Annotated in this window: 14 protein-coding genes; 7 read left to right on the top strand and 7 right to left on the bottom strand. The window is 43.4% G+C overall.

The features are described 5' to 3' along the window. Positions 1–214 (bottom strand): helix-turn-helix domain-containing protein (locus tag IM496_RS04530; protein ID WP_287661373.1); only part of this gene is annotated, 214 nt, incomplete at its 3' end. A gap of 362 nt (positions 215–576) precedes the next feature. Between IM496_RS04530 and IM496_RS04535 the strand changes: the two genes are divergently transcribed. Next, positions 577–2655 (top strand): thioredoxin domain-containing protein, encoded by a 2079-nt coding sequence (locus IM496_RS04535; RefSeq protein ID WP_287661347.1) that lies wholly within the window; start codon positions 577–579, stop codon positions 2653–2655. Positions 2656–2941: 286 nt separating this feature from the next. Here the strand turns inward: IM496_RS04535 and gnd are convergent, their stop codons facing one another. After that, positions 2942–4369, bottom strand: a complete 1428-nt coding sequence (gene gnd / locus IM496_RS04540; RefSeq protein WP_016515095.1) for a decarboxylating NADP(+)-dependent phosphogluconate dehydrogenase — start codon at positions 4367–4369, stop codon at positions 2942–2944. A 329-nt stretch (positions 4370–4698) separates the two neighbouring features. Between gnd and IM496_RS04545 the strand changes: the two genes are divergently transcribed. Both IM496_RS04545 and IM496_RS04550 read left to right on the top strand, forming a co-directional pair. After that, positions 4699–5481 carry an MBL fold metallo-hydrolase gene (locus tag IM496_RS04545; protein ID WP_287661348.1) on the top strand — a complete coding sequence of 261 codons (783 nt, stop codon included), beginning with the start codon at positions 4699–4701 and terminating at the stop codon, positions 5479–5481. Between the two features lie 229 nt (positions 5482–5710). After that, positions 5711–6664, top strand: coding sequence for a DNA-methyltransferase (locus IM496_RS04550; protein WP_287661349.1), 954 nt, complete (start codon positions 5711–5713; stop codon positions 6662–6664). Between the two features lie 119 nt (positions 6665–6783). On the opposite strand, the gene IM496_RS04555 is transcribed toward IM496_RS04550, so the two are convergent. Then, complete coding sequence (locus IM496_RS04555; protein WP_287661350.1) at positions 6784–7854, bottom strand: glycosyltransferase family 4 protein; 1071 nt, start codon at positions 7852–7854, stop codon at positions 6784–6786. A 157-nt stretch (positions 7855–8011) separates the two neighbouring features. Then, on the bottom strand, positions 8012–9142 hold the full coding sequence (locus IM496_RS04560) for a glycosyltransferase family 4 protein (protein ID WP_287661351.1): 1131 nt from the start codon (positions 9140–9142) through the stop codon (positions 8012–8014). A gap of 445 nt (positions 9143–9587) precedes the next feature. Here IM496_RS04560 and IM496_RS04565 point away from each other — a divergent pair, with 445 nt between their 5' ends. Further along, on the top strand, positions 9588–10526 hold the full coding sequence (locus IM496_RS04565; protein ID WP_110545667.1) for a WD40 repeat domain-containing protein: 939 nt from the start codon (positions 9588–9590) through the stop codon (positions 10524–10526). Positions 10527–10909: 383 nt separating this feature from the next. Here the strand turns inward: IM496_RS04565 and IM496_RS04570 are convergent, their stop codons facing one another. Beyond that, positions 10910–12250 (bottom strand): AAA-like domain-containing protein, encoded by a 1341-nt coding sequence (locus tag IM496_RS04570; protein WP_194013415.1) that lies wholly within the window; start codon positions 12248–12250, stop codon positions 10910–10912. Positions 12251–12394: 144 nt separating this feature from the next. Here IM496_RS04570 and IM496_RS04575 point away from each other — a divergent pair, with 144 nt between their 5' ends. Continuing rightward, on the top strand, positions 12395–12559 hold the full coding sequence (locus IM496_RS04575) for a hypothetical protein (protein ID WP_008197316.1): 165 nt from the start codon (positions 12395–12397) through the stop codon (positions 12557–12559). Positions 12560–12691: 132 nt separating this feature from the next. Here the strand turns inward: IM496_RS04575 and IM496_RS04580 are convergent, their stop codons facing one another. Continuing rightward, positions 12692–13234: a peroxiredoxin gene (locus IM496_RS04580; protein WP_002766273.1), complete on the bottom strand. Its 543-nt coding sequence runs from the start codon at positions 13232–13234 to the stop codon at positions 12692–12694. 530 nt (positions 13235–13764) lie between these two features. On the opposite strand from IM496_RS04580, the gene aroA reads away from it, so the two are divergent. Beyond that, entirely contained in the window at positions 13765–15105 is a 1341-nt protein-coding gene (aroA, locus tag IM496_RS04585; protein WP_194013413.1) for a 3-phosphoshikimate 1-carboxyvinyltransferase, read from the top strand. 456 nt (positions 15106–15561) lie between these two features. Beyond that, entirely contained in the window at positions 15562–17277 is a 1716-nt protein-coding gene (locus IM496_RS04590) for an ABC transporter ATP-binding protein (RefSeq protein WP_194013411.1), read from the top strand. Positions 17278–17505: 228 nt separating this feature from the next. Here the strand turns inward: IM496_RS04590 and purF are convergent, their stop codons facing one another. Continuing rightward, a complete protein-coding gene (purF, locus tag IM496_RS04595; protein ID WP_104397297.1) occupies positions 17506–18969 on the bottom strand; it encodes an amidophosphoribosyltransferase in 1464 nt (487 codons plus the stop codon). Positions 18970–19008: the final 39 nt, after the last annotated feature.

The following is a 19008-nucleotide window of genomic DNA, read 5'->3' on the forward strand; positions in this document are numbered from 1 at the left end:
CTTCAGTCAACCACTGTTTTTTTTCTGTTTTTTTTATCTGAGTTAGTCTTCTAGACAACTCTGTATATTTCGGCTTTTTCTCTCCTTGTCGATACAGTTCTTGACAGTAAGCTAAAGTATCGTTCCAGACAACACGCACACACCCGAACAACTGAGACAAAAGCCTCTTTTGTTTGTTGGTTGGGTAAAGGCGATATTGACACCTTGCTTTGATTGAGTTAAAATGTGTCTGTCTGTACCCTATTTTAACTAGGTCTATCAATAATGTCAAGTCATCTACGAAAAGAAAGACACTCTATAATCAGTGATCAGTAAACAGTAAAAAGACAGTGGGAAAATTCTATTTAATACTGCACACTTAAAAACTCACATCTGATAACTGATAACTTACCGACTGATAACTGATAACTGATAACTGATAACTTACCCACTGATAACTGATAACTGATAACTGAGAGGTGCGCCACTGGAAGTTCTTAAGTGTTATATTAAAGATCAAGAAAAGCCGTCGTGAAACGACGGGGTTTTAAACCCAAATTTTCGATAAGCAGCAAGAGCAAAAATCCCCCTTTTCCCATGGCTAATCATCTGGCTGAATCTGAAAGTCTTTATCTGCGAAAACACGCCGAAAACCCGATCGATTGGTGGTATTGGTGTGACAGCGCCCTAGAAATTGCCAGGAGAGAAGATAAACCGATCTTTCTCTCGATCGGTTATTCTAGCTGTCATTGGTGTACGGTTATGGAAGGAGAAGCGTTTTCCGATCGGGCCATTGCCGATTATCTCAATCAGTATTTTTTGCCGATCAAAGTTGATCGCGAGGAAAGACCGGACATCGATAGCATCTATATGCAAGCATTGCAGATGATGGTCGGTCAAGGGGGTTGGCCTCTGAATGTCTTCCTAACACCCGATAGTTTAATTCCCTTCTATGGTGGCACCTATTTTCCCGTGCAACCGCGCTTTAACCGGCCTGGTTTTCTGCAAGTGTTGCAATCTGTACGTCGCTATTATGACGAGGAAAAGGAAAAATTAAGCAAATTCACGGCCGAAATGCTGGGCGCACTGCGTCAATCGGCCATTTTACCGCGAGCAGAGACCAATTTAGCCGAACCTTCCCTTTTAGCCACAGGAATCGAGACAAATACAGCGGTGATTCGGGTTAATCCCAATAACTACGGTCGGCCCAGTTTTCCGATGATTCCCTATGCTAATCTGGCTTTGCAGGGCAGTCGCTTTGGTGACGATTTTGAGGATTCCCTCCGACAAACGGCCTATCAACGGGGGGAAGATCTGGCCCTGGGGGGAATCTATGACCATGTGGGGGGAGGATTCCATCGTTATACAGTGGATTCGACGTGGACAGTTCCCCATTTTGAAAAAATGCTCTACGATAACGGGCAAATTGTCGAATATTTAGCCAATTTGTGGAGTGCGGGTAATCGAGAGGCGGCCTTTGAGAGAGGGATTAAAGGCACGGTTAACTGGCTAAAACGGGAAATGACCGCCCCAGAAGGTTATTTTTATGCGGCCCAAGATGCCGATAGTTTTGAGAAGGCCACGGATGGGGAACCGGAGGAAGGGGCCTTTTATGTCTGGTCGGATCTGGAGTTAAGGGATTATCTCTCGACTGAGGAATTGGGGCTGCTGCAGGCTAATTTTACCGTCACTGCCGAGGGGAATTTTGAGGGTCGCAATGTGCTGCAACGTCGGCAAGGAGGAGAATTATCGAGGGAGATAGAAAATATCCTCGATAAGTTATTTATTCGGCGTTATGGCAGTTCTCAGGCTCAATTAGCTCTTTTTCCCCCGGCCAGAGACAATCAGGAGGCGAAAACCGTCTCTTGGCCGGGACGAATTCCGGCGGTAACGGATACGAAAATGATCGTCGCTTGGAATAGTTTGATGATTTCCGGTTTAGCCCGGGCCTTTGCCGTCTTTGGCGAACCTTTGTACTGGCAAATGGCTACGGTCGCGGCCGAGTTTATTCTCAAGCATCAGTGGTTAGATGGACGTTTTCAGCGCTTGAATTATCAGGGTCAGGCCTCGGTTTTAGCCCAATCGGAGGATTTTGCCTATTTTATTAAGGCTTTACTGGACTTGCAAACCGCTAAACCCCAAGAAACTGCCTGGTTAGAGGCGGCTATCGATCTACAGGGGGAATTCGATCGCTGGTTTTGGGCCGAGGATGAGGGGGGATATTTTAATACTGCGTCCGATCATAGTCTCGATCTGATCGTGCGAGAGCGAGGTTATACGGACAATGCCACCCCTTCGGCTAACGGAATTGCGATCGCTAATTTAGTTCGTCTGTCGCGATTGACGGAAAATCTAGAATATCTCGATCGGGCCGAAAAGGCCTTGCAATCTTTTAGTACCATCCTAGAACAGTCCCCCACCGCTTGCCCCAGTTTATTTGTTGCCCTCGATCACTATCTTCACGGTTTCTGTCTGCGTGCCGCGGAAAGCTCGATCGAACGGCTGTTAGGTCGCTATTTGCCCACTGCGGTGTATCGAGTCGATGCCAGTTTGCCACCTAGCACATTTGGGTTAATTTGTCAAGGGTTATGCTGCCTTGAACCGGCGGAAAATTTAGAACAGTTAGACCGACAAATTGTCGGGGTGATGAGGGGAGAGTCAATACTGCTCGGTTAAGGTTTTTTTCTCTCTGCTCCCCACTTTCCTAGGAAATAGGATCTGGTTTTTGGCTTTCGTTGGCAACTTCTAATACTAAATCCGGGTATTAAAAACTGATTATTTATTCCCATTTTTTGCCTTTTGCATGAGTAGAAAACGGGTTTCTCGGAGAAACCCGTTTTCTGTGCGTTACTCAACGGATTTAGTATTACTTGACCGATAGTTAACTCTTAATCAGAAAAACCTCGCCAAAAAATCTCCCCTTTTTATTTCCAGTAAAAAGGGGAGAAAATATTAGATAGCTTTAGGATTCAGTCATCCATTCCGTATGGAAAAACTCACCTCTGGGTTTATCGGTACGTTCATAGGTATGAGCGCCAAAATAATCCCGTTGTGCTTGGGTGAGATTTTGCGGTAAATTGGCCCGACGATAACTATCAAAATAGTCCAAAGAAGAACTAAAAGCCGGGACGGGAATTCCCAACTTATTAGCCAAGACTAACACCTCACGCCATGCTTCTTGGCGATCGAGGATACTTTGCTTAAATTCCGGCGCTAACAACAAATTCGGCAGCCCCGGATTTTCCGCAAAAGCCTTGCGAATTTTATCCAAGAAACCGGCGCGAATAATACAGCCGCCCTTCCAGATCCGGGCCGATTCCGGCAGACTGATATTATAGTTAAACTCCTGAGAAGCTTTAGCGATTAAAGCCATACCCTGGGCATAGGAACACATTTTCGAGCAGTAAAGGGCATCACGCACCTTATCCACAAATAGTGCCGCATCCCCCGGATAGGTTTCCCCGGGTCCGGGTAACTCTTTTGAGGCTGCCACCCGTTCATCCTTATAAGCGGACATCACGCGAGCATTAACCGCAGCATAAATGGTCGGAATTGGCACCCCCAACTCTAAGGAACTTAACACTGTCCAGCGTCCTGTTCCCTTTTGTCCCGCCGAATCCAAGATTAAATCTACCAGATGATGGCCGGTTTCCGGGTCAACATACTTAAAGATATCGGCGGTAATTTCAATTAAATAAGAATTAAGCTCATCGGTGCGATTCCACTCGGCGAAAGTTTCCTGTAACTGCTGATTGCTTAGTCCTAGACCATTTTTCAGCACGTCGTAGGCCTCGGCAATTAACTGCATATCGCCGTACTCGATGCCATTGTGAACCATTTTCACATAATGGCCCGCACCCCCGGACCCCACATAGGTGACACAGGGACCATCATCGACTTGGGCGGCAATTTTGGTTAAAATCGGCTCTAATTCCCGATAGGCGAACTCTGTACCCCCCGGCATCAGGGAAGGACCGTGCAGAGCGCCTTCTTCGCCACCACTGACTCCCATCCCAACAAAACCCAGTTTAGTGGTCGATTCTAGGTCGCGGGTGCGTCTTTCCGTGTCCTCGTAGAGGGAGTTACCGCCATCGATAATCATATCTCCTTCTTCGAGAAGGGGTTTTAATTGTTCAATCACGGCATCCACCGGCGGGCCAGCTTTTACCATGACCAGAATTTTGCGGGGACGCTCTAAAATTTGGACGAATTCTTCTAAACTATAGGCCGCCTTGACATCTTTGCCGACGGCGCGAGTTTCCATAAATTCTTTAGTTTTGCTGGCGGTGCGATTGTAAACAGCGATGGGAAAACCCCGACTCTCCACATTGAGAGCGAGATTTTCTCCCATGACAGCTAGTCCGATAACACCGAAGGTACGTTTAGTCATAGAAATTCAGTCTCGGCTGATGCGTTCTTCTTCCCCTTTTAGCGCCTACTTTCCCTAGGATAGCTAAACTTTCCCTATTTCTTAAGCCTTGACTAATCAGGAGTCAGGAGGCAGGAGTCAGGAGTCAGGAGGCAGGAGGCAGGAGGCAGGAGATGGGGTTTTAGGGTGTTGGGGTTTTCGGGTTTTAGTTGAATTCCCCACTTCCCCACTTCCCCACTTCCCCACTTCCCCACTTCCCCACTTCCCCAATTCCCCACTTCCCTCTCCCCAGAAAAATTAATGCTAATGTTAAATTAAATTAAGAAAATCCCCATTATTCCTCGGCTTATATGCAGTTAACTTGGCTTGATAGTAATTCTTGGTTAATCGAAATCGGGGGAAAACGCCTGCTTCTCGACCCTTGGTTGGTAGGTTCCCTGACTTTTGGTAATTTAACTTGGCTATTTGAGGGCAAAAAAACCGCTAATCATGCCATTCCCGAACATATCGATCTGATTCTTCTTTCCCAAGGTTTGGAAGATCACGCCCATCCTCCTACTTTACAGGTACTCGATCGCCAAATTCCCGTGGTGGCCTCTCCTAATGCCGAAAAAGTCGTTCGAGCGCTTAATTATACCCATCTCATCCCTTTAACCCACGGTGCTAGTTATATCTTTGACAATGCGATCGAAATTACTGCTGTCCCCGGTTCTCCAGTCGGGCCGACTCTGGTGGAAAATGGTTATGTTATCAAGGAATTAGCGACAAATCAGAGTATCTACTACGAACCCCACGGTTATCATTCTCCTAGCCTCGATTCTCTGGGTAAAATCTCCGTGATTATCACTCCTTTGATTGATTTAAAAATACCTTTCCTCGGACCGGTAATCAAAGGACAAGAAAGCGCCTTAGCAGTCTGTCAACGCTTGCAGCCCGAATATATTATTTCCACCGCTGCCGGTGGTGATATCGAGTTTAAAGGTTTATTGATGGCGGTGTTAAGTGCCGAGGGTAGTCCCGAATCTTTTCAAGAATTATTAACATCCCATGCCTTGCCGACAAAAGTAATTGATCCTCGTCCTTGGCAACCTTTTACAGTGGAATTAGGCGAATGCGTCCCTGGTTTGAGCTAATCTGAGTTAAGGGAAGAATAGAAAAAAGTTAAAACTTTCTTCCCGATTTTTATCTAAAAAAGTAGAATTTTTGTTATATCTTTGCTGGCTACAGATAACATTAATTGTTTGAAAAAACTGGCTCTCTTGAATATTGGATGTAAAATGGGTAAAACCCCACACCCTGCCCCCAGGAAAAACTTTTTCAGCAAACCCTAATTAAAAGTGGCTCTTCTCTGCTAAATTTTCTATGAATCAGTTGCCCTTATTTTCTCAATCAAAATCAGTGCGAGACTTTTATCAACCTGATGCCGAAATAATTCTTTATCAAGGAGATAGCAATAATTTTATCAAGACTATACCAGATAATTCTGTGAGCTTGATTATTACTTCTCCTCCCTACAATTTAGGAAAAGACTACGAAAGAAAAATCTCTTTGGATACTTATCTGGAAACCCAAACCAAAATTATGCGAGAATTCTCTAGAATCTTGCAAGATAATGGCAGTATTTGCTGGCAGGTGGGAAATTTCGTTCAAGAGGGTGAAGTTTATCCTTTAGATATTTTTTATTATCAGCTATTTAAACAAATGGGTTTCTTTTTAAGAAATAGAATTGTCTGGCATTTTGGCCATGGATTACATACCTCTAAAAGATTTTCTGGCAGATATGAAACTATTTTATGGTTGACAAAAACCGATAAATATATCTTTAATCTTGATCCGGTGAGAATCCCCGCTAAATACCCTGGTAAGCGCCATTTTAAAGGTAAAAATATCGGTAAACCCTCTGGTAATCCTTTAGGAAAAAATCCCAGCGATGTTTGGGAGTTTTTAGCACAAGAATGGGATGAGTTACTGTGGGATATTCCTAACGTTAAATCTAATCATCCAGAGAAAACTATCCATCCTTGTCAATATCCGATCGAATTAGTAGAAAGATGTGTTTTAGCCTTGACAAATGAGGGGGATTGGGTTTTTGATCCCTTTGCTGGGGTTGGAACTTCTCTGATTGCTAGTATTATGCACAATCGTCGAGTGATGGGGAGTGAAAAAGAAGCAGAATATGTGAAAATTGCCAGGGAAAGAATCGCCGCTTATTTGCAAGGAAATCTCAAAATTCGTCCTTTAGGAAAACCTATTCATCAACCTAATGGTAAGGAGAAAGTTGCTCAAATTCCCGAAGAATGGCACAATAATATATAGGAATTAACACTGAATCTCCCCAGCAGATTACAGGTTTTTGCTTTCATATACTTGGGTTTTAATGCTTAGTGCCGTCTAACCCATCCTGCAATAATTGATAAGTTTTTTTGTCACCATTTTTATAGAAAACTTTGCAGAATTGTGGCGGTTTCTTTGCCTGTTTTTTCCCAACTAAAAAGCTCGGCGCGTTGACGACTGAGGGACTTTAATTTTAGGCGTAATTGTTCATCAGTAGCGATTTGCTGCATTGCCTCTCTCATCTCATCGATACTATAGGGATTAATTAAAATTGCCGCCTCTCCTGTTACTTCTGGGAGAGAGGAAAGATTAGAAGTAATTACAGGAGTTCCACAGGCGATCGCTTCTAGTACAGGTAATCCGAAACCTTCCCAAAGGGAAGGATAAACTAAAGCAGTTGCTTGGTTTAAAAGTTGCGGCAATTCTTCATAGGAAACATAGTTTAAAAATTGCACTCGTTGAGAGATTGATAATGCTTCTACCTGTTGCTGCAGAGCCGGGGTAAAACGGGGGTCAAATTGACCGACAATTAATAGTTGATATTCGGGATCGATTTGGGAAAAAGCAGTAATTAAACGACCGAGATTTTTATGAGGATCATAACGACCAAGATAGAGAAAATAGGGACGAGTCGCCAGATTTAGAGGGCGAAAATTATGAGAATCATATCCAGAAAGAATCACGGTTATTTTGTCAATAGGTATGTTAAAAAACTTATTAATATCGGCGGCCGTTGCTTGGGAAACAGCGATAATATGTGTGGCTTTTTTCAGGACTTGGGGTAAATAGTATTTATTATAAAAAGTTAGGGGAGAAAATTTCGGAAATCGCAGGGGAATTAAATCATGAACTGTGACAATATAGCGGCAATTTCCATAAATAGGTGCTTCGGGAATGGGGGTAAATAGCAGGGAAGACTTCAATTGTTGATAGGTTTGATAGAGTTGGGTTTCTGTCCAAATTAAGCGCTTAATATTGCCTTTGGTTCCCTGCTCTTGGGTGAGGTTTGCTGACACAGTATAGGTGTTAAAATCTGGGTAACTATTAGAAGTGATTAGGGTAGGATTTAAGTTAGCTAATTGAGGAATGAGATTTTTAGTATAGGTAGTCAACCCAGTATATTTAGTACCGAGAAAAGCGAGATTGATTAATAATTGATGGTTTTTATTCATAGATATTAGCTAGTTAAGTAGGTAGGTGTTAAAAGTTGTCAAATACCCCCCTTATCAACGGAAGATTAAGGGGGTATCAGCACCCCCCTTATCAAGGGGGGATTAAGGGGGGATTAAGGGGGGATCCATCTTCAATTTAATTATAACTACTTACTTATTATAAAAGAGAACGATAAGCTTTTATAGTAGCTTGTGCGGTTTTTTGCCAAGAGAATTTTGCCGCTTGTTTTTTTCCTTTAGTGATTAATTCTTGACGGAGAGAGGTATCACTAATCACCTGATAGATTGCTGCGGCAATTTCTAGGGAATTATCGGGATTAATTAATATTGCCGAGTCTCCCGTGACTTCGGGTAAGGATGCAGTATTAGCAGTTACCACAGGACAACCTAAAGTCATCGCTTCTAAAACCGGTAATCCAAAACCTTCATAAAAGGAAGGATAGACAAAAACATCGGCTTTTTGATAATAATCTGCAACTAAGTCATCAGCAAGATAATCAAGATGTTGAATACTATCTCGAAAGGGAGACTGAGATATTTTCTCAAAAATTGGTTCATACTTCCATCCTTTTTTGCCAATCAGAATCAGATTATGGTCTAATTTATACCTGTCCTTGAGATAGTTAAAAGCAGTGATAAGATTAATAATATTTTTTCGTGGTTCTAGGGTACTAACAAAGAGTAAATAGGGTTTAGTGATGGTTAGAGATGAGGGAGAATTGGGGAGGGAAGAATAACGACTTGCGAGGGGAGTAACAAAAATTTTCTCTGGGGTTACATCTAAATATTCGATAATATCTCGTTTGGTACTTGCGGAGTTAGCAATAACTAAATCTGTCCATTTTAGACATTGTTTAATCCGTTGGGTGTAGGTTTTGACAATCCCCGTGACAAACTCAGGATATTTAATAAAAGTAACATCATGAATAGTCATAACTTTACGACTCTGACGACAAGGATAGACCACATGATCCAATCCGTGGAGAATATCGGGAGAATCAAGAAAGTTTTCTAGATAGGGAATTAGAGGATTAGGAAATCGGGTTAAGATATTGCTAAGACTGACGGGAATTGGTAAACATTTAACCTCTGGATAGGATTGCAGTTTTTCGGGAATAGAAAGATTACCCCGCAGCCAGTTTTTTACCGATGGTTGAAAACAGAGGGACAGGGAAAAGTTTTCTTGGTTTTGTAATTTAGCTAATTCGGCAATCAGATGATAAGCGTATAATCCAATTCCACTAGGATTTTGTCTTATCGGTGTACCATCAACTAAAATTTTGAGCATTTGCGGTTAGATGAGATTGACGGGATAGATATTTTTAAAATTACAGATTCAATTGTCAATTTTGCTTAGGTACTTAAAATCGGCAATAAACTCCACCCTAATAGTTAATGTTACCCTATAGCGCCCCTAAATAGCAGCCTTTTTGGGCTAGGTTACGGTGAATACTTAATTTATCGGGCAATTTTTTCGATTATTGTCCCACCCTACGACTAGGATTGTCAACGGGTACTTATAAGCTAAGACCTATTTTAATCGCCTATCCTTAGATTAGCTGAATGTCCTTGACGAGAAACGCTGTAATTAGTTATAATTACGGAAGAATAGCTTCCCCGTACTTGTGGTGAGCGGAGATTTCTGAAAAGTTATCTCAGGGATGGCTTAGTCCCCTACAGAACAACCAACATCGGGTAATGCCGAAAAATCTTGATTAACTAATGTTTTCACTATGTTTAATCCCTTAGTATCTTTTAAATCCCTAGAAGGCCATGAAGGTGAGGTTAAATGTCTAACTTTTTCCCAAGATGGTCAATTTTTGGCTAGTGGAGATAACGAGTTAACTGTGATTGTTTGGGATTGGCAAAAAAATCAAAAATTTATTTTACAAGGACATGAAAAAGCCGGTTGGTGGGACAAGGGAGTTAACTCTGTTGCTTTTAGTCCCTGTCAAGGATATTTGATTAGTGGAGGAGATGATCAAACCGTAAGAATTTGGTCACTAGAAACTAAAAAATTAATCTCTACCTTAACGGGACACCAAGACAAAGTTACAGCAGTAGCTGTTCATCCCGATGGGGAAATTATTGCTAGTGGTAGTGAAGATAAAACGGTGAAAATATGGTCAGTAAAAACTGGAGAAATTCTTTCTACTTTACAAGGTCATAGCGATAAAGTCCTAACAGTTAAATTTAGTCAAAATGGTCAACTTTTAGCCAGTGGTGGCGGCGAAAATGACAGAACGGTAATTATTTGGAATCTGGGAGAAAAGAGCAGTATTACCTTAAAAGGTCATTCCGATTGGTTTGGAGGTATTTTATCGGTAGATTTCGGCAGTAATAACAAATTTTTAGCCAGTGGCAGCAAAGACAAAACTATTAAAATCTGGGATATTAAAAGAGGTACAGAGGTAAAAACTCTCAGCGAACATAGTGATCATATCAATTCAGTTAGTGTTAGTCCTAATAATCAACTATTAGCCAGTGGTGGTGATGATAAAAGCCTAAAATTATGGGATTTAAAAGCAGGAAAAGCCATTATTTCTATTCCCCATCCCCAGAAAATCTATTCGGTTTGTTTTAGTCCCGATGGTAATTATATTGCCACGGCCTGCCAAGACAAAATCGTGAGAGTTTATGGCACTTCCGAACTACAATCTTTAGCAAGTTGAGCAATCTTTGAGCGGGTGCATCTCATTTTTGTAAATCTACTAAGTTGGAATTTTTAAAGGGAAACTATCTGCCAAAATTGATCGTTACTTCCGATTTTATTCCTCAATCCAAGCTTTTGGGGGGTTCTACCCCCCAAACCCCCCGTCGGGGGACGAAGCGCCTCCCCCGAACCCCGGAGCGCATGAGCTTTTCGGTGGGATGCTTACACGCGGCTGCTGATATATTTGTAATAATTTAAGAGTCACTGATAATTGCTGATTGTCGATATTTCTGCAAATGTGATAGTAAATCCGGTTATTAAAAACTGATTATTTATTCCCCTTTGCATGAGTGCCTCTCCTCGTAACTAGCCTGTACTCAACGGATTTAGTATAATTATCTACTAGAGATCGCTGCTGGTCTGTTCCTCTCGGAAGTAAAGTTGATATAATTGACAGCTAGGCTGGGCTAGGTCGCCTTTTAACTGAATTAAACCCATACTTTCCAGTTTATAGGCAGTAATCGGTTCTAATCGCACTCCCTTATCGGAAGAATTAACCACTTCCCCCATCGCTGTCAATAATTCCGGCTGTTTTTGCAGATTATCCCAGTGATGACGCAGGTGTGCCGCATAAATTCCCCCTTGGGTAGCAGCATTAGGGAGAATATTTTTTTCCCCGCGCACCCGCGCTTCCAGGGCTAAACGGCTAAGATAGGGATGACCAGCGACTAGAGCAATTAAATCCCCGATAAAACGCTGATTATCGTCATTTTTGGGCAATCCGTAGCTACTAGCCAAGTTTTCCAGTTGTTCGAGGCTAAAACCGGGTAATTTAATCGCGCGACCGACATTAAAGGGAGATTGATTAGCGTCCAATTGAATATAGATTTCCGTGGAATTAGCAATCGCTAACCGCAAATTCTGCCAGATTTCTAAATTATTAGCTTCTTCGTGCCAACAGCGCAAAAGCGGCAGAAAATCCCTAGCGATGTCGGGATACTCGAAAATTCTGTCTAAATTATCTAGGGCCAAAAAGAGCGGCCCGTTAATCTGTTCCAAAAGATAGGACTGAAAATAGGTTTGACAACTGATTAAACTGCCAAATAGTTCCTCATCCCAATATTCATCTAATTGAGGCTTTAAACCCAATTCTCGACTAACATTGGCCGAAAACCAGCGACAAAATCGGTCTAAACTGGCAAACATCGCCTTTTCTGCCACTTGACAATTAATATAAACTGTGCTATGTCCCCAACTATCTGCCTGAGCGAGCAGATGTTTAAGAAGAGAAGTTTTACCGGTCTTTTCGGGGGATTTAATGCGAATGAGTGACCCCGGACGATTAATTTCTTGATAACAGTCGCTTTCGACGGGAGGGCGGCTAATATAACTATCTATAACTGATTTTTCTGCTAGTATCGGGACGGGTTGATTTCTCCATTCGGGATATTTGATATCTTTGAACCATTCTCGGAGGATTTGGAACTTACCCGGCCCTTTACTACCTAATTCTAGTTCGGGACAGCCATTATCTTTATCTGCCGAGAAATAGCTATAGATTTTAGTCATTTGTTTTTTATAGGTTTCATGGCTGGCGGCCTCGGCCATTTCCCAAATTTCCTCATCCGGTTTGCGCCAATTTTCATAGGCAAAACGAACCAAAAAAATCTCCTTTAATTTGCCTTGAACACCGTATTCTCTAGCTAGATGTTTAAGAAACTCGTCCCATCCCTGTGGTTTCATCCAGTTCTACTTTATTCTACTTATATTCCCTTTTTTTCCATGTTAACCCCTTTTTCCCTCTTGGCAATGGGACTGACATCCGAGCGGGAAGGCCCTATGGTAAAAATAGGTCAATTACCTGATGGTGTCTAAGGGAGTAAAACCATGAAAATCTCGTTAACCTTGTTTGTTCTGGCCTCCTTGCTGTTAGGTTCAATTCCTCACACTTTAGCGGTTAATAGTCAAGATAACCATTTTGACCGTTCCTCTTGGCCGCTAATTTTACAAAACCGTGACTGTAAGGGTGATAAGGACGATAATTGCAATTAGTCCTGATTATCTCGGTTAAGGTTGTTAATCTATATCCCCCACCGATAAAAAAATCGTGGTCGGGATTTTTTTTATCTCATCGGCTGCAGATAGCTTTTATCAAGATAATTTCTAGATTCAAGACCAATTATCTCAAGAAGTCGCCTGTAATTCCTCTAAACGTGCTAAAACTTCGGCACTGTGAATGGCAGGATTTACCCCTAAATAAATCTCTTTTAAAATCCCATCGGGATCGATAAGATAGGTATGACGCAGGGAAACATAACCCATCCAAGAACCATAAGCTTTACTAACATCTCCGGTAGTATCTGCCAGTAAGGGAAATTTTAACCCCTCCGAGTCACAAAATTCCGCATGAGAATCGACATCATCGGCACTTACCCCTAAAACTTGCGTATTTTTAGCCATATACTTCGGCAAATCCTGCTGAAAACGTCGCGCTTCTAGGGTACAGCCGGGGGTAAAATCCTTGGGATAAAAATACAAAACTACCCATTTACCCCGATAGTCAGATAGGGAAATATTCCCTTCTCCCGTGTTAGTCGGTAGGGTAAAATCGGGTGCCGGTTGATTTAAAGGGGGTTGGGGGCCACCTAAAGCGTTAGCATCGGGAATAAAGGCAAAAAATGCCAGAATTACTGCAATTAAAAAACTCAACAGTTGACGACGAGACATAATCAGTTATCAGTTATCAGTTATCAGTTATCAGTTATCAGTTATCAGTTATAATCATTTCAACTAAGATTGAGAATATCGGCTCTTCTAGGTTATGTGTGATAAGTTTAACTTACATAGGATCGATCTTTGTGTCCTCTGTGTCTGGAGTGGTTCCTTTCACTCCCGCGCCAGCAGGACTGTATCTTAGAATACATTTTACCCACCAAATCCAAGAGAGCCGAATATCAAGGCCAGAGTTCATAAGGGTTTAACTGGTCTAGATTGTATCAGACTTATCTAAAATGACTATAGCAGTCATTCTAGTAAAAAATCCTAGGGTTAGGGGAAAATCGGCGGCTCTCTTATTATTTGTGTGATAAGTTTAACCTAATACGGGAGCGATCGATCTTTGTGTCCTTTCCCTCGTTCCTGTCACACTGGGAAAATCAACTGTCACTCTAGCTTAATATTCTTTACATAACTTGACAAGGAAAGGGCGAGGTAAAGGGGGAAAATAGATCGAGCTTGTCTTCATCTGCCTAACGATCATGTCTATTGTCACCCTTAACCCCCTTCAATCCCATCAAGATTTAGTCATCGATCCGGGTAAAATCACGGGATTACGGGGAAAAATCACCATCCCCGGCGATAAATCTATATCCCATCGTTCCCTGATGTTAGGAGCGATCGCCGAAGGAGAAACCGTTATTCATGGGTTATTATTGGGCGAAGATCCCCGCAGTACCGCTAGTTGTTTTCGTGCCATGGGTGTGGAAATTTCCCAACTCAACAGCGAGAAAGTGATCGTCAAAGGTAGGGGTTTAGGCAATCTTGAGGAACCTTTAGAAATCCTCGACGCGGGCAATTCCGGCACGACGATCCGCTTAATGTTAGGATTATTGGCCGGTCATCGGGACCGTTTTTTTGTCGTTACCGGTGATGCTTCCCTGCGATCGCGTCCCATGTCCAGGGTGGTGAAACCCCTCAAGGAAATGGGGGCGCAAATTTGGGGCAGAAAAGCCAATTCTTTGGCTCCTTTGGCCGTTTCTGGGGAATCTCTGCAACCGATCCACTACTATTCTCCCGTTGCTTCTGCACAGGTAAAATCCTGTCTTCTCCTCGCAGGACTGTTAACGGAGGGGAAAACCACGATCACGGAACCCGCTTTATCTCGCGATCACAGTGAACGGATGCTGCGCGCTTTTGGGGCAAATATTGAGGTGGATGGGGAGACTAATAGCGTCACGGTGACGGGTTATCCCACTTTAACCGGACAAACGGTGATTGTACCCGGGGATATCAGTTCGGCAGCTTTTTGGTTGGTAGCGGGAGCAATCGTGCCTAATTCCGAGTTATTAATCGAAAATGTGGGAATAAACCCGACTAGAACCGGAGTTTTACAGGTTTTACAGGCAATGGGAGCAGATATCACCCTCGAAAATCAACGGGTGGTGACGGGGGAACCAGTGGCGGATCTGCGGGTGAAATCCAGTCCACTACAGGCAACCACGATCGCCGGTGAGATTATACCCCGTCTGATCGATGAAATTCCCATTCTGGCAGTAGCGGCGGTTTTTGCCCAAGGAACGACAATTATCAAGGATGCCGAGGAATTACGGGTGAAGGAAAGCGATCGCCTGACGGTGATGGCCACCCAACTCGATCGCCTAGGGGCAAAAGTAACAGAATTACCCGATGGTTTAGAGATTACCGGCGGTACGGGCCTATTAGGCGCGGAAGTGGACAGTTTTACCGATCATCGCATTGCCATGAGTCTAGCGATCGCTGCCCTCAATTCCCGTCAACCCACCACTATCCATCGCGCTGAAGCAGCTGGCATTTCCTACCCCGATTTTTTTAGCACCTTACAGCAAATTTGTCAAGAGTAGAAATATTAAGTTTTTATGCGAACGGGCGAAGGGTAACTGGTACAATTGCAGAAATACCGAAAATCAGCAATTATCAGTGACTCTTAAATGATGACAAATGTATCAGCAGCTGCGTGTAAGCATCTCACCGAAAAACTAATGCGCTCCGGGGTTTGGGGGGTTCTACCCCCCAAAGGCTTGGATTGAGTGGTAAAATCGGAAGCAATGACCAATTTTAGAAGATAGTTTCCCTTTAAAAATCCCAACTCAGTAGATTGACAAAAATGAGATGCAGCCTTTAAATACGTCTTAGCTTAAATCTTCTGATAGTTTTAAAATTGACAGCGTACTCGGCCACCTGTGTGATAATCGAGTTCATCGATCGAAATAGCGGAAAATAGAAGCGTCCCTAACTCGCATTTCCCTGAAAAATATCTCCCTATCTACCCCACTCCCGTCTTCTATTCCCCACCGATAATGGAAATCATCGCCCAATTAGAGAAAGTTTCCTATATTTATCCCGAATCCTCCAATCTAGTGCTTAAAAATATCTCTTTAGCAATTCATCGAGGAGAATTTTTAGGTATTATCGGGCCCACAGGTGCGGGAAAAACTACTCTCTGTTTAACTCTTAACGGTATTGTCCCCCAATTTTACGGAGGGCGTTTTTTTGGTTATGCAACGGTAGCTGGTTTAGATACTTTAACCCATCCCGTTAGCACCTTGGCCCGCTATGTGGGGGCAGTATTTGAAGATCCCGAAACGCAACTTTTAGCCACTTCCATAGAAAATGAAATCGCTTTTACCCTAGAAAATTTACGGCTACCGCGAGAGGAAATTAAAGCGCGTATTCCCAAAGTTTTAGCGGCAGTCCGGTTAGAGGGAATGGAAAAAAAATCGCCGGGGGAACTATCGGGAGGACAAAAACAACGATTAGCGATCGCCGCCGCTCTCGCAGTTCAGCCCGCTTTGTTAATTCTCGATGAACCCACCTCCCAACTGGATCCGGTGGGATCCCAGGAAGTTTTCGCCACCATTAAGGAATTAAATCGCCATCTCGGTGTCACAATTGTGATGGTCTCCCACGCAGCCGAGGAAATGGCCGAATATGCCGATCGCCTGGTACTATTAAGGGAGGGTGCGATCGAAGCCATGGGAACCCCGGCAGAGATCTACTCCCAAGTACAACGTTTACAGGAAAATGCCCTGCGTCCTCCGCAAGTGGCCACTACTTTTGCTTTGATCGAGCAGAAAATCGGGGCGGTCGAGTCCATTCCTGTCACCCTCGACCGCGGTTTTGCCCGTTTAAACGAGCTTAAATCCTTTTATCATCAAATAACCCCAACACCTCCCTTATCGTCGGTTTCTGACCCCTTAAACCCCCTACTGAAGGTAAAAAATCTCTGCCATACCTATCCCGATGGTACTACCGCTTTGCGGGATGTGTCCCTCGATATTGCCGAAGGGGAATATCTGCTGATTATCGGTCAAAATGGCGCAGGAAAAAGCACTTTAGTCAAGCATTTTCTCAATCTTCTCTCGGCAACCACCGGTCAAGTTATGATTGACGGACGTTCGATCGCTAGCTTTTCTGTCAGTGATTTAGCTCGATCGATCGGTTATGTAGCCCAAAATCCCGATAATCAGATTTTTAACACCACTGTGGAGAAAGAAGTATCATTTGCCCTGACTAATCTCGGTTATTCTCCAGAAATCATTATCCAACGCACGGAAGCAAGTCTAGAAGCCATGGGATTGCTAGAATATCGCTCCTATCATCCTCTCTCCTTGCCGAAAGGCGATCGAGCGCGGGTAGTGATTGCGGCAATTTTAGCCATGGAACCGCGTATAGTTGTTTTCGATGAACCCACCACCGGCCAAGATTACCAAGGGGCTAAGGCAATTTTAGAGGTCAGTCGTCAATTACACCAGATGGGCAAAACCGTGATTGTGATCACCCATCACCTCTATTTAATGCCAGAATACGCCGAAAGAGTAATTATCATGGGCCAAGGAACTATCCTTTTAGATGCCCCAATCCGGCAAGCTTATCATCAAACCGATCTCTTAGCCAAAACCTATCTAACTCCACCCCAAGCAGTTTTATTGGCACAAAAATTAGGACAACTTTCCGGTTATCCTAATTCTCTTTTAACTCCCCAGGAAATTGCCGATTGTTTTCAGAGGATTTAGCCTTGAGGCTATTTAGGGTTTGCGGCAAAAAGTTATTCGTGGGGACAGGGTGTGGGGTGTGGGGTGTGGGGTGTAGGGTTTTACCGATTTTCACCTGGTCAATTACCTAATTTTCAGGGAAAAAGTCCCTGAATTTTCCCCCCGATCACTCCCATCTCTGGTACTTTTTGATTGATAAAAAGTCTAAAAGTCTTACCCAGCAAGGTTTTTAGATTTATTCAGCAACCCCTATTTAACTGTTTCTAAGATCAACTTCGATCGCTTAACATTATCAGGTACAGGAATCGGATAATCGCCATTAAAACAGGCAGTACAGAAGGTTTTCGGATCTTCTTTCGTTGCTGTTAACATTCCATCTTGACTGAGATAAGCTAAACTATCCACCCCGATTTGTGCCTGAATTTGCGCCACCGATTTAGTTGCCGCAATTAATTGCTCTTGGTTGTCCGTATCAATGCCATAAAAACAGGGATGAGTCACCGGAGGTGAAGATATTCTCATGTGAACTTCTCTTGCTCCAGCATCGCGTAAAGCTTTAACTAATTTCCGGCTAGTGGTTCCCCGCACGATCGAATCATCAACAATAATAACTCTTTTTCCCTGTAAAACATCCTTTAAAGGATTCAATTTCATCTTAATTCCCGACTCTCTCATGTGTTGGGTTGGTTGAATAAAAGTCCGTCCCACATAACGATTTTTAATCAATCCTTCCGCGTAGGGAATATCAGAAATGCGCGAAAATCCGATCGCAGCCGGAATACCCGAATCGGGAACTCCCATCACCATATCTGCTTCTACCGGCGACTCTTTGGCTAATTGTTCCCCCAAACGTACCCGATAAGTATATAAAGATTCCTCGTGAACAATGCTATCGGGACGAGCAAAATAAATCATCTCGAAAACGCATAATTTTTTCTCCGGTTTAATGGCCCAATCCACCGAAGATAAGCCATCTTCACTAATCCAAACTAATTCCCCCGGCTGCACATCCCGCAGATAATCGGCCCCGATAATATCTAATCCGCAGGTTTCCGAAGCCAAAACATAACGGGAGGGATTACCTTCTTCTTGCAAAACCCCAATTACTAAGGGTCTGACACCATTGGGATCCCGCGCCCCGATAATTCCCGTCGGTGTGCCGATAACAAGGCTATAAGCCCCGCTACAATAGCTAAAGGCATCGATCGCCGCTTCTATCCAATCCTTGCCACTATCCACCTCCTGACCGATAGCGACGGCGATCATTTCCGAGTCGGTGGTGGTGACGAGATCGCAACCGCGCTTTTCTAATACATTTCTTAACTCAAAAGTATTGACTAAATTGCCGTTATGTGCTAAGGAAAGTTTACCCAAACGGGTTTCGATCACAGCAGGTTGGGCATTGGCGCGACGGCTAGAACCAGTGGTAGAGTAACGAGTATGACCGACGGCGTGAGTACCGGGCAAGGTTTTAAGGACAGTTTCGTTAAAAACTTGGGAAACTAAGCCCATTTCCTTGTAACAATGCACCGTTTCCCCGTCGTAGGTGGCAATACCTGCCGATTCCTGTCCTCGGTGTTGCAGGGCATAGAGTCCGAAATAGGTCAGTTTTGCTACTTCTTCTTCGGGGGCATAGAGTCCAAAAACTCCACAGGCTTCTTCAGGCTTATCGACACTGGCAAAAGATACAGATGAGTCGGGATGGCTAGACATGGGAGGGTTGGGGCTTGGGGCTACTTTTGAGACAAAATC

Origin of the sequence: Microcystis sp. M049S2 (assembly GCF_020245625.1) — a bacterium.
Classification (GTDB): Bacteria; Cyanobacteriota; Cyanobacteriia; order Cyanobacteriales; family Microcystaceae; genus Microcystis; species Microcystis ichthyoblabe_A.

Excerpts from the sequence above, each read along its gene's own strand:
- IM496_RS04535 (WP_287661347.1), top strand. The coding sequence starts at position 577 with ATGGCTAATCATCTGGCTGAATCTGAAAGTCTTTATCTGCGAAAACAC.
- gnd (WP_016515095.1), bottom strand. The coding sequence starts at position 4,369 with ATGACTAAACGTACCTTCGGTGTTATCGGACTAGCTGTCATGGGAGAA.
- IM496_RS04545 (WP_287661348.1), top strand. The coding sequence starts at position 4,699 with ATGCAGTTAACTTGGCTTGATAGTAATTCTTGGTTAATCGAAATCGGG.
- IM496_RS04550 (WP_287661349.1), top strand. The coding sequence starts at position 5,711 with ATGAATCAGTTGCCCTTATTTTCTCAATCAAAATCAGTGCGAGACTTT.
- IM496_RS04555 (WP_287661350.1), bottom strand. The coding sequence starts at position 7,854 with ATGAATAAAAACCATCAATTATTAATCAATCTCGCTTTTCTCGGTACT.
- IM496_RS04560 (WP_287661351.1), bottom strand. The coding sequence starts at position 9,142 with ATGCTCAAAATTTTAGTTGATGGTACACCGATAAGACAAAATCCTAGT.
- IM496_RS04565 (WP_110545667.1), top strand. The coding sequence starts at position 9,588 with ATGTTTAATCCCTTAGTATCTTTTAAATCCCTAGAAGGCCATGAAGGT.
- IM496_RS04570 (WP_194013415.1), bottom strand. The coding sequence starts at position 12,250 with ATGAAACCACAGGGATGGGACGAGTTTCTTAAACATCTAGCTAGAGAA.
- IM496_RS04575 (WP_008197316.1), top strand. The coding sequence starts at position 12,395 with ATGAAAATCTCGTTAACCTTGTTTGTTCTGGCCTCCTTGCTGTTAGGT.
- IM496_RS04580 (WP_002766273.1), bottom strand. The coding sequence starts at position 13,234 with ATGTCTCGTCGTCAACTGTTGAGTTTTTTAATTGCAGTAATTCTGGCA.
- aroA (WP_194013413.1), top strand. The coding sequence starts at position 13,765 with ATGTCTATTGTCACCCTTAACCCCCTTCAATCCCATCAAGATTTAGTC.
- IM496_RS04590 (WP_194013411.1), top strand. The coding sequence starts at position 15,562 with ATGGAAATCATCGCCCAATTAGAGAAAGTTTCCTATATTTATCCCGAA.
- purF (WP_104397297.1), bottom strand. The coding sequence starts at position 18,969 with ATGTCTAGCCATCCCGACTCATCTGTATCTTTTGCCAGTGTCGATAAG.